Annotated in this window: 10 protein-coding genes; 8 read left to right on the top strand and 2 right to left on the bottom strand. The window is 69.7% G+C overall.

All coding sequences use genetic code 11. From position 1 onward, the window contains the following. Window positions 1-100: 100 nt before the first annotated feature. Window positions 101-2,563 carry a DNA topoisomerase (ATP-hydrolyzing) subunit A gene (locus tag ACFU7D_RS25910; protein WP_378872825.1) on the bottom strand — a complete coding sequence of 821 codons (2,463 nt, stop codon included), beginning with the start codon at window positions 2,561-2,563 and terminating at the stop codon, window positions 101-103. Window positions 2,564-2,740: 177 nt separating this feature from the next. Here ACFU7D_RS25910 and ACFU7D_RS25905 point away from each other — a divergent pair, with 177 nt between their 5' ends. Continuing rightward, window positions 2,741-2,968, top strand: a complete 228-nt coding sequence (locus ACFU7D_RS25905; protein WP_378730029.1) for a type II toxin-antitoxin system VapB family antitoxin — start codon at window positions 2,741-2,743, stop codon at window positions 2,966-2,968. A gap of 49 nt (window positions 2,969-3,017) precedes the next feature. Then, window positions 3,018-5,720 carry a GNAT family N-acetyltransferase gene (locus ACFU7D_RS25900; protein WP_378730027.1) on the top strand — a complete coding sequence of 901 codons (2,703 nt, stop codon included), beginning with the start codon at window positions 3,018-3,020 and terminating at the stop codon, window positions 5,718-5,720. A 4-nt stretch (window positions 5,721-5,724) separates the two neighbouring features. Here ACFU7D_RS25900 and ACFU7D_RS25895 read toward each other — a convergent pair whose 3' ends face one another. Next, the gene (locus ACFU7D_RS25895) at window positions 5,725-6,114 is read right to left on the bottom strand and encodes a cupin domain-containing protein (RefSeq protein ID WP_378872823.1); all 390 of its coding nucleotides are present in this window, start codon (window positions 6,112-6,114) and stop codon (window positions 5,725-5,727) included. Window positions 6,115-6,165: 51 nt separating this feature from the next. Here ACFU7D_RS25895 and ACFU7D_RS25890 point away from each other — a divergent pair, with 51 nt between their 5' ends. From ACFU7D_RS25890 to ACFU7D_RS25865, 6 genes are all read left to right on the top strand, one after another. Then, a complete protein-coding gene (locus ACFU7D_RS25890; protein ID WP_378872820.1) occupies window positions 6,166-7,131 on the top strand; it encodes a GlxA family transcriptional regulator in 966 nt (321 codons plus the stop codon). 72 nt (window positions 7,132-7,203) lie between these two features. Then, window positions 7,204-7,788, top strand: coding sequence for a DUF5998 family protein (locus ACFU7D_RS25885; RefSeq protein ID WP_378730021.1), 585 nt, complete (start codon window positions 7,204-7,206; stop codon window positions 7,786-7,788). A 6-nt stretch (window positions 7,789-7,794) separates the two neighbouring features. Then, on the top strand, window positions 7,795-8,913 hold the full coding sequence (locus ACFU7D_RS25880) for an alkaline phosphatase family protein (protein WP_378872817.1): 1,119 nt from the start codon (window positions 7,795-7,797) through the stop codon (window positions 8,911-8,913). A gap of 111 nt (window positions 8,914-9,024) precedes the next feature. After that, window positions 9,025-9,648: a pyridoxamine 5'-phosphate oxidase family protein gene (locus tag ACFU7D_RS25875; RefSeq protein ID WP_378872815.1), complete on the top strand. Its 624-nt coding sequence runs from the start codon at window positions 9,025-9,027 to the stop codon at window positions 9,646-9,648. 33 nt (window positions 9,649-9,681) lie between these two features. Then, window positions 9,682-10,299: a CGNR zinc finger domain-containing protein gene (locus ACFU7D_RS25870; RefSeq protein ID WP_378872812.1), complete on the top strand. Its 618-nt coding sequence runs from the start codon at window positions 9,682-9,684 to the stop codon at window positions 10,297-10,299. A gap of 10 nt (window positions 10,300-10,309) precedes the next feature. Continuing rightward, window positions 10,310-10,966: a thymidine kinase gene (locus ACFU7D_RS25865; protein ID WP_378730013.1), complete on the top strand. Its 657-nt coding sequence runs from the start codon at window positions 10,310-10,312 to the stop codon at window positions 10,964-10,966. The last annotated feature ends 89 nt before the right edge of the window (window positions 10,967-11,055 follow it).

Here is an 11,055-nt window from a genome sequence, read left to right as displayed (position 1 = left end):
ACACGGTCCCCATCGAGCGCGAAGGCGACCGTGTTGGTCTCGACACGGATTCGTTCGTTCCTCACGAATCCGGCTCGACCAGCGGAGCGGTTGGCGGGGGCTATCTGTGGGCCACCGGCCCGGCGACGGCGTCGATGGGCTGCTCGAGCGGGATCCCGGAGCCGTCGCGGCGCGGGTCGATCTCGGGGAGGTCGATCGGTGCTCCCGACGCTGCGGCTGCCATCGCAGGAGCGGCGCCGACCCAGGCGAAGACGATCGAGTCCTCTCCCTTGAGGTAGCGGTGCGCGCGTACGCCGCCGGTGGCCCGGCCCTTGGCCGGGTACTCGCTGAACGGCGTGGTCTTCACCGAGCCGGTCTCGGTCCCGGGCAGAGCGCTCGACGACCCGGCCACGGTCACGACCGCGGCCCCTTCGGGAGCGTCGGGGGAGACGACGCCGAAGAAGACGACCTTGGACCCGTGGGCCATCCGGACGCCGGCCATCCCGCCGGCGCTTCGGCCCTGGGGGCGGACGACATCCGCGGGGAAGTGCAGGAGCTGGGCGTCGGAGGTGACGAAGACCAGCGACTCGGTGCCGGTGCGCAGCTGGGCCGCGCCGACCACCTCGTCGCCGTCGGCGAGCTTGATGACCTCCCACTCGTCCTTGTTGAGCAGCACCTCGGGATTGACCCGCTTGACGACGCCGAGCCTGGTGCCGAGCGCGATGCCGGGACCGTCGGTGGCGAGCGTCGTGAGCGCCAGCGCACGCTCGTCGGACTCCAGCGCGAGCAGTGCGGACAGCGGTAGGCCGCCGGACAGGTTCGGGTCGCCGTGGGTCGGCGGCAGCGCCGGCAGGTCGAGCACCCCGAGGCGTACGAGACGGCCGTGGGAGGTGAGCACACCGATCTGGCCGCGGACGGTCGCCGGGACCACCGAGGCGATCACGTCGTGGTTGGCGCGTGCCGAGCCGGAGGTGAACGGCTCGGCGTCCGAGGAGCGGGCCAGCAGACCGGTCGAGGAGAGCAGCGCGAAGCACGGGTCGTCGGCGACCTCGAGGCTCATCGCCTCGAGCGCCGGGGTGCCGGCGGAGGCGAGCAGCACGGTGCGCCGTGGGTTGCCGAACGTCTTGGACACCTCGGCCAGCTCGTCGGAGACGACCTTCCGCAGCATCTCGTCGTCGCCGAGGATCGAGTCGAGGTATTCGATCGTCGAGCGCAGGTCGTCGCGCTCCTTCTCCAGCTCGATCTTGGAGAACTTCGTCAGCCGGCGCAGCGCCATGTCGAGGATGTACTCCGACTGCGGCTGCGACAGGTCGAAGACCGACATCAGGCGCTCGCGCGCCTCGCCGGCGTTGTCGGAGGATCGGATCAGCTGGATGACCTCGTCGATGTCGAGGATCGCGATCAGCAGCCCGTCGACCAGGTGGAGCCGGTCGGCGGCCCGGTCGCGGCGGAACTGCGAACGGCGGCGGACGACGTCGTAGCGGTGTCCCAGGAAGACCTCGAGCAGCTCCTTGAGGCCGAGCGTGCGCGGCTGCCCGTCGACGAGCGCGACGTTGTTGATCCCGAAGGAGTCCTCCAGCGGCGTCATCTTGTAGAGCTGCTCGAGGACGGCCTCGGGCACGAACCCGTTCTTGACCTCGATGACGAGGCGGGTGCCGTGCTCGCGGTCGGTGAGGTCCTTGAGGTCGGCGATGCCCTGGATCTTCTTGGACTGCACCAGGATCTTGACGCGCTCGATGATCTTCTCGGTGCCGATGTTGAACGGCAGCTCGGTGATCACGATGCCCTTGCGGCGTCCGAACGGCTCGATCCGCGTGGTGGCGCGGATCTTGAAGGAGCCGCGGCCGGTCTCGTACGCATCCCGGATCCCGTCGAGGCCGACGATGGTGCCGCCGGTGGGGAGGTCGGGGCCGGGGATGAACTTCATCAGCGTGTCGAGCTCGGCACCGGGGTGCTTGATCAGGTGACGCGCGGCGGAGATGACCTCGACCAGGTTGTGCGGGGCCATGTTCGTGGCCATCCCGACCGCGATGCCGGTGGCGCCGTTGACCAGCAGGTTGGGGATCGCCGCGGGGAGCACGCTCGGCTCCATCTCCCGCGAGTCGTAGTTCGGCCGGAAGTCGACCGTGTCTTCCTTGATGTCGTCGGTCATCGCCTGCGCCGCCGGACCCATCCGGGCCTCGGTGTATCGCATCGCGGCAGCCGGGTCGTCACCGCCGGGGGAGCCGAAGTTGCCGTGCCCGTCGATCATCGGCAGCCGCATCGCCCACGGCTGCGCCATCCGGACCAGGGCGTCGTAGATCGCACCGTCGCCGTGCGGGTGCAGCTTGCCCATCACCTCACCGACGATGCGGGCACACTTCACGTGGCCGCGGTCTGGACGTACGCCCATGTCGTTCATCGTGTAGAGGATCCGGCGTTGCACGGGCTTGAGACCGTCGCGGGCGTCGGGCAGTGCCCGGGAGTAGATGACGGAGTAGGAGTACTCCAGGAATGAGGACCGCATCTCGTCCCCGATGTCGGTGTCGAGGATGTGCTCCTCGAAATCGTCGGGTACGTCCTGGGTGGTCTTGCCGCGTGCCATAAGGGGCATTGTCTCGAATCCCTGTGCGAACGCCACACCGGGCTCGCCGACTGTGCCGATTTCGGGATCGGATCCGAGCCGGGTCGGCCTTCCGTACGCCGCGCATCCGCGTACATTGGCTGTAGAGAACAAACCGTCCAGGAGTCACCGGTTCAACGCACATGGAGGTGCTTGAAGATGGCTGTCACCCAGATCGAGATCGATGACGAGCTGCTCGCGGAGATCCAGCGGATCTCCGGCGCGACCACGCCCCAGGAGGCGGTCGAGTTCGCCGTGCGCGAACTCGTCATCCGCAACCATGAGGGCGACGCCCCCAAGCACGCCCAGAAGCTCGCGCGGAACTGGGACTACGACGGCTGGCGGGTGCTCAACGAGCGTGACCGCGCCAACGTCGTACGTCATTGACGGCGGCTGCTGCGCGCGAGAGGCTGGCGTCTCCCGCTAGATTTCTCTCGTGACCGCGCAGCAGACCCCGCCGTACCCCTCCCACTGGGAGGCGGACGTGCTGCTGCGCGACGGGCGGACGGCACACATCCGGCCGATCCGGTCGGCGGACAAGGACCTGCTGGTCGACTTCTACGACCACCGGGTCAGCGACGAGTCGAAGTACTACCGCTTCTTCTCGCCGATGCCGCACCTGTCCGCACGCGATGTCGCGCGCTTCACCGAGGTCGACCACAAGGACCGGGTCGCGTTCATCCTCACGCTCAGAGGCCGGATGATCGCGGTCGGGCGCTATGACGTGGTCAAGCCCGGGGAGGCCGAGGTCGCCTTCCTCGTCGAGGACGACTACCAGGGCCGGGGGATCGCGCAGATCCTGCTCGAGCACCTCGCCCAGGCCGGGCGTGAGCGTGGGGTCACCAAGTTCACCGCCGACGTGCTTCCCGACAACGCGCGGATGATCCAGACCTTCCGAGACGCCGGCTACAAGGTCGCCAGCGTCTACGAGGACGGAGTCATCTCGCTGCAGTTCGGGATCGACGTCACCGACACCGCGGTCGGCCGCCTCGCCCTGCGCGAGCACGAGGCCGAGTCCGCCTCGATCCACCGCTTCTTCAACCCGCGCTCGGTCGCGGTCATCGGCGCCAGCCGGAGACAGGAGACCATCGGCCAGGCGCTGGTGCGCAACCTGGTGATCGGCGACTTCACCGGCCGGGTCTACATGGTCAACCCCAGCTCCACCGCGGTCAGCGGCATGCCGGCCTACAAGAGCGTCCAGGACATCCCCGACGACGTCGACGTGGCGATCGTCGCGGTGCCCGCCGACGCGGTCCAGGACGTCGTGCTCGACTGTGCCGCCAAGGGCGTGCACGGGCTCGTGGTCATCTCCAGCGGCTTCGCCGAGACGGGTGAGGAGGGTCGGCAGCGGCAGCGGCGCCTGGTGAACCTGTCCCGCTCCTACGGCCTGCGGCTGATCGGGCCCAACGCGCTCGGCGTCATCAACACCGACCCGCAGGTCAAGATCAACGCCAGCCTCGCCCCGACGATGCCGCCGCGCGGCCGTGCGGGCTTCTTCTGCCAGTCCGGTGCGCTCGGCTCCGCGATCCTGGAGAAGGTCAACAACCGGGGCCTGGGCCTGTCGACCTTCGTCAGCGCCGGAAACCGCGCCGACGTCTCCGGCAACGACCTCCTGCAGTACTGGGAGGAGGACGTCTCGACCGAGGTCGTGATGATGTATCTCGAGTCGATCGGTAACCCGCGGAAGTTCTCCCGCATCGCCCGCCGCGTCTCGCTGCGCAAGCCGATCGTCGCGGTCCGTTCGGGCCGCACCACCCAGGGTGTGCCGATGGGTCACGCGGTCCGCAAGATCAGCGCCCCGCCGGCGGCCGTCGACGCGATGTTCCGCCAGGCCGGGATCATCCAGGTCGACACTCTCGACGAGATGTTCGACGTCGCCCAGCTCCTCGCCCACCAGCCGCTTCCGCGCGGCCGGCGGGTGGCCATCGTCGGCAACTCCGACGCCCTGGGTCTGCTGGCCGCCGACGCCGCCGTCTCGGCGGGCCTGCAGGTCAACAAGCAGGTCCCGCTTCCCACCGAGCCGAGCGCCGAGGACTTCGAGGATGCGCTCGACGCGGCCATCGACGACCCTGAGGTCGACGCGGTGATCTCGGTCTACATCCCGCCGCTCAACGTCTCCGGCGAGGAGATCGCCAACGTGCTCGCCGCGGTGGGGGAGCAGTCCGACAAGCCGCTGGTCACCAGCTTCCTGGGTGCCGAGGGTGTCCCCGAGCTGCTCCGCGTCCCCGACGTCGCCGGCTCGACCGCCGGTCGCGGCTCGGTGCCGTCCTACTCCTCGGTGGAGTCGGCCGTACGCGCTCTGGCCAAGGTGGTGGAGTACGCCGTGTGGCTGCGCTCCGCCGACGGCGAGACCCCGTGGCTCAGCACCGACGAGTGCGACCCGCGCACGGCGCGCAAGATCGTGACCGATGTGCTCGCCGCGCGCCCGGCCGGGGGCGACCTGAGCCGCGAGGACCTGGGCATGGTGCTGGCCGCCTACGGCATCAAGCTGTGGAACACCCATAGCGTCGGCACCCTCGAGGAGGCGATCGCCGCCGCGGAGGACCTCGGCTGGGGTGTCGTCCTCAAGGCGACCGTCGAGAGCGTCCGGGAGCGCCCCGACCAGGCACATGTCGTACGCAACATCGACGACGTCGACGAGATGACCGAGGCCTGGGAGCTGATCACCAGCCGGATCCCGCCCGAGACCGGTGGGTTCACCGTGCAGCGCACCGCGCCTCCGGGGGTCCCGGTCGGGATCCGTTCGATGGAGGACCCGCTGTTCGGCCCCGTGGTCTCCTTCGGCATCGCCGGCCCGATCACCGAGCTGGTGGCCGACAAGGCCTACCGGATCCCACCGCTGTCCGAGCGCGACGCCGCCTCGATGGTGCGCGAGATCAAGGCCGCGCCGATGCTCTTCGGCTACCGCGGCGGCGACATGGTCGACGTCGACGAGATCGAGCGGCTCGTGCTCAGGGTCGCCCAGCTGCAGAACGACCTGCCGCAGATCTCCTCGCTCGACCTGTCGCTGGTCCTCGTCGGGCTCGAGGGATCCGCCGTCCTCACCGCCGGCGCCAGGGTCGACCTGGTCGCCGATCCGCGCTCGGACTGGTTCGTGCGCCGCCTCAACCCGGCGGTCGGCGACACCCTTCCCGGCTAGCCGCTCAGACCTCGATCCCGGTCGTCGAGGTGATGTGGTCCGGGATCGCTCCCGCGTAGTCGCCGGTGCTGAGGGTTCCAGCCGGTTCGAGCATCATGATGCTCGCGCCGCCGGTCGACTCCGGGCAGTGCTCGACGCCGCGGGGAACGACGAAGACGTCGTGGCGCTCGAGGTGCACCGTCGTCTCCGCCCCGGACTCCCGCAGGTGGATGTCGAGACTGCCCTCGAGGACGACGAACAGCTCGTCGGTGTCCGGGTGCGAGTGCCAGACGTACCTGCCCTCGACCTTGGCCAGGCGGACGTCGTAGTCGTTGACCCGGGTGAGGATCCGAGGGCTCCAGCGTTCTTCGAAGGTGTTCAGGACGGTGTCGATGTTGGTGCTCGTGCTCGTCATGACTCGATCCTGGACCTTGCGCATCTGCGCCAACAGTGCGAGAAATGACGCGTGACGAAAGATTCCTCGCATCTGCGCTCGGTGGTCGCTCTGGTCGACGACGGGTCGAACCCGTTCGAGCTGGCGTGCCTGACCGAGGTCCTCGGGATCGACCGGCCCGAGGTCGGCGGACTGCTCTACGACTTCCGGATGTGTGCTCGGGAGCCGAAGGTGTCGATGCGGCAGAGCTTCTTCGCGATGACGGAGATCGCCGGTCTGTCAGCCTTGGAACAGGCGGACACGGTGATCGTTCCCAACCGTCCGGACACGGCCACGCCCCACCATCCCGACGTGCTCGACGCGATCGCGCGTGCCCATGACCGCGGGGCCCGGATGATCGGGATGTGCAGCGGCGCGTTCACCCTCGCCGAAGCAGGCGTCCTGGACGGGCGGCGCGTCACGGTGCACTGGCAGTGGGCCGAGGAGTTCCGAGCGCGGTATCCCCAGGTCGACGTCGAGGACGACGTCCTGTTCGTCGACGACGGCGACATCCTCACCTCGGCCGGCAGCGCTGCCGCCCTCGACCTCGCGCTCCATGTGGTGCGTCGCGACCACGGCGCCGAGATCGGGGCGGCGGTCGCACGCCGGCTCGTGTTCCCGGGGCACCGTCCCGGCGGTCAGCGTCAGTTCATCGAACGTCCGCTCCCCAAGGAGGTGGAGAGCCCGTTCGCCGCGGCGCTCTTCTGGGCCGAGCAGCGGGCGACCGAACCGATCACGGTCGCCGACATCGCCTCCCGGGCCGCGATGAGCCCGGCGACCCTGCACCGCCGGTTCCGCAGGGAGCTGGGGTGCACCCCGAACCAATGGCTGACCGCCGTCCGTGTCGAGCACGCCCGCCGGCTCCTCGAGCAGACCGACCTGCCCGTGGAGCAGATCGCCCATCGGTCCGGCCTCGGGACGGCCGCCAACCTCCGCGACCGTATCGCCGGCCACACCGGTCTGACGCCGACCGCCTACCGACGCACCTTCTCGGCGTGAACCGTGGTGATCCCGGGGGACGACCTGTCCGCGGCTAGGCGGCCTGTGGCGGACCGTGGAAGTATGGGCGTCATGAGCACCCGCACCGAGGATCTCGACCGCGCCGACGACCTGCGCGCCGAGATCGACCGCACCGGCTACTACCCCGAGGTGGTGGCCGACTGCGTCGCCTCCGCCGTGGCGGGGGAGAAGGTGTCCTCCTTCTTCCTGCACCACGAGCCGACGTTCGACCGTGACGAGGTGCGCCGCCACCTCTCCGTGCTGGTGCTGACCCCGACGCGGCTGATCCTGGCCCACACCGACGAGCACGCCGGCGACGACCTGCTGCCCGAGCCCTACACCTCGACCTCGACCGAGGCCGTACGCATCGACTCGGTCAACTCCGTGGTCGTGACCCGGATGATCACCAACCCGACCAAGGGTTCGAGCAAGCCGGCCGAGGTGGTCATGACCATCGGCTGGGGCGGCGTCAACCGCGTCGACCTCGAGCCCGCGGGCTGCTCCGACCCCAACTGCGACGCCGACCACGGCTACACCGGGGTGCTCACCCCCGACGACTTCTCGCTGCGCGTCTCGGCCGCCGCAGACGGTCACGACTCGGTCGCCCGCCTGCTCTCCTTCGCGGAATCGCTCTCGGCTCGCACCCACCGCCGGTAGGGATCGGTGACCGGGTTTCTCGCCCCCGCCTACGGGGAGCGCTCGCTGGGTGATGTCCTGCCGGCGGTCGCGGCTGCCATGGACATCCCGCTGGGCAACGGGCGATCTGGTCTCGAGCTGCCCTCGGCGGCGGCGTACGTCGTCTTCCTGGTCGACGGGATGGGCACCAACCTGCTGCGGCGCTATCGACATGCGGCGCCGTTCCTGGCCTCGCTGAGCGAGGACCAGGAGGCGGGTACGGCCGGTGTGCCGTCGACGACGGCGACCAGCCTGACCTCGTTCGGCACCGGGCTGACGCCCGGCGGGCACGGACTGGTCGGCTACACCTCCCGGATCCCCGGCACAGATCACCTGCTCAACGCGCTGCAGTGGCGCAAGGACGTCGACCCGGTCGAGTGGCAGCCCAACCAGACCGTCTTCCAGCGGATGGGCGAGGCCGGGGTGCCGGTCACCGTCATCAACAAGCGGGCCTTCGGCGGCTCGGGGCTGACCATTGCCGCCCACCGGGGCGCGGAGTTCGTCGGCGCGGACCGGGTCGGGGAGCGGATCGCCTCGGCGGTCGCGCTCTCGCGGGTGCCCGGGTCGCTGACCTACCTCTACGACGGTGACCTGGACTGGACCGGCCACAAGTACGGTGTCGCCTCCTCACCCTGGCTGCAGCAGCTCTCGATGATCGACGCCGAGGCCGAGCAGCTGCGTGACGCCCTGGATCCGTCCGTACGGCTGCTGGTGCTCGCCGACCACGGCATGGTCGACTCGCCCGCCACCTCCCGCACCGACATCGACGACTTCCCCGAGCTGCGCGACGGGGTCGCCCTGGTCGGCGGCGAGGCCCGCTTCCGGCATCTCTACTGCTCGCGCGGCGCGGTCGAGGACGTGGTCGCGACCTGGTCGGCGACTCTGGGCGAGAAGGCCGAGGTGATGACCCGGGAGACCGCGATCCGCCGCGGCTGGTTCGGGCCGGTCACCCCATCGGTGCTGCCGCGGCTCGGCGACGTCATCGTCGCCTCCCACAGCGAGCACGCGGTCGTCTCGACCAGCCTGTTCCAGTACGAGACGACTCTGGTCGGGTTGCACGGATCGCTGACCCCGGACGAGATGCTCATTCCGCTGCTGGTCTCCTAGCGGGGAATGAACCTCGCTTCTAATGGTTACAACCTATGTAACCATTAGAGACACTTGCTGTGTCCGGAGGGAGAGCGTGGCCATGGGTGAGCACAGGGTCGAGGGCCGGCGATGACCGGCCACTACGGGGAGGTCGCGTTCACGCCGCTGGTGGCGGAGCACCAGGCGGTCCACGGGAGCGCCGCCGCGTACGCACGCGTGATCGAGGACGAGAGCGTGCCGGACCGCATCGGCCGGGGAGAGGCCGCGTTCATCACCTCGCGGGACAGCTTCTTCCTGGGCACGGTCAGCGAGACGGGATGGCCCTACGTCCAGCACCGTGGTGGGCCGCCCGGGTTCTTGAAGGTGATCGACGAGACCACGCTGGGGTTCGCCGACTTCCGGGGCAACCGGCAGTACATCACCCGCGGGAACCTCGACCACGACGATCGGGTCTCGCTGTTCCTGATCGACTACCAGCTGCAGGCCAGGATGAAGATATTCGGTCGCGCCCGGGTCGTCGAGCCCGAGGACGACCCCGACCTGGTCGGCTCGTTGGCTCCCGTCGGCCATCCGGCACGGGTCGAGCGGGGGATCCTGATCGACGTCGAGGCCTTCGACTGGAACTGCAAGCAGCACATCCCGCAGCTGGTGCCGTTGGCGGTTGCCCGGAACACCGTCACGGAGCTGACCGAGCGGATCAGCGAGCTCGAGGCCCAGCTCGCCTCGCGCGGCGGGGTAACGACTGAGACCTAGACTGGCCATTAGACCGACGACGGAGGAGACACCGTGGAGCTGCAGGTGCCGGTGCTGTATCCGACCCAGCCCCGAGCCGTACGCCTGATGAACACGATCTGGGCCGACCGGACGGCTCTGCACGACTCCCTGGAGAGCGCGGCGCACCTGCGGGCCTGGGCCGAGGAGGCTGGGCTCGGCCGCCACCAGGAGCTGGACGAGCACGATCTGGGCCGGGCCCGGGCGCTGCGGGACGCGCTGCGCCGGTTGGCCGCCGAGGTGACCGGCGACGGGCGGCCGCACAGCGTCTCGGAGGGGCTCAGCAGCGAAGCGGCGCTCTCGGTGCTCAACGAGTTCACGTCCCACTGCGCGCCGGCCCTGCGCCATGGCCCGCAGGGCGGCTACGCGCGCCAGTGGCTCACCGACGGCTCCGGTCTGCAGCGGGAGCTGAACCTGGTCGCGCTGGAAGGATCCGAGGTGCTGGCCCAGGACGCGCCCCACGAGCTGAAGGCGTGCGGCGGCCCCGGCTGCGTCCTCTACTTCGTCCGCGACCACCCACGTCGTGAGTGGTGCTCCGAGGGCTGCGGCAACCGGGCCCGGGTCGCGCGCCACTATCGACGGAACAAGCCCGGCCATGAGGGTCCTGCCACGGGCCGCGCCGCAGCCCACTAGGCTTCCGCGAGTGGCTGAGCTGACCTTCTGGACCGGGACGATGGACGCGGGGAAGTCGACCCTCGCGCTGCAGACCAACCACAACCACGCCGCTCGCGGCAGGGTGGGGCTGATCTTCACCGTCCACGACCGCTCCGGGGAGGCAGTGGTCACCTCGCGGCTGGGTCTGACCCACGACGCGATCGAGGTCACCGACGACTTCGACTTCTGGCGCCACGCCGTCGACGCGCTGACCCACGGCGCCCGGATCGACTACCTCATCTGTGACGAGGCGCAGTTCTACACGCCCGAGCAGATCGAGGCGCTGGCCAAGATCACCGACGAGCTGCAGATCGACGTCTTCTGCTTCGGCATCCTCACCGACTTCCGCACCCGGCTCTTTCCCGGCGCCGCTCGTCTGGTCGAGCTCGCCGACAAGACCGAGGTGCTGCAGGTCGAGGCGCTGTGCTGGTGCGGCAAGCGGGCCACCCACAACGCCCGCGTCGAGGACGGGGTCATGGTCACCGAGGGTGACCAGGTCGTCGTCGGCGACACCGACGGTGATTCCGGCACAGCGCCCAGCGCGGTCTCCTACGAGGTCCTCTGCCGCCAGCACCACCGCCGTCGACTGACCGCGGCCCGGGCCCAGTCGGTCTCCCTGGCTCCCGAGCCGCTGCCCTTCGGCTGACACCGCTGGTCGAGCCGTCACGCTGGTCGAGCCGCGAGCGCCAGCGAGCGTGTCGAGACCAACACGGTCCCCTCGAGCGCGGACGGGAC

The organism is Nocardioides sp. NPDC057577 (assembly GCF_042801335.1).
In the GTDB taxonomy this organism is placed as follows: domain Bacteria; phylum Actinomycetota; class Actinomycetes; order Propionibacteriales; family Nocardioidaceae; genus Nocardioides.
Note: the sequence above shows the minus strand (reverse complement) of the source record. Positions and strands in the feature narration are given on the sequence as shown.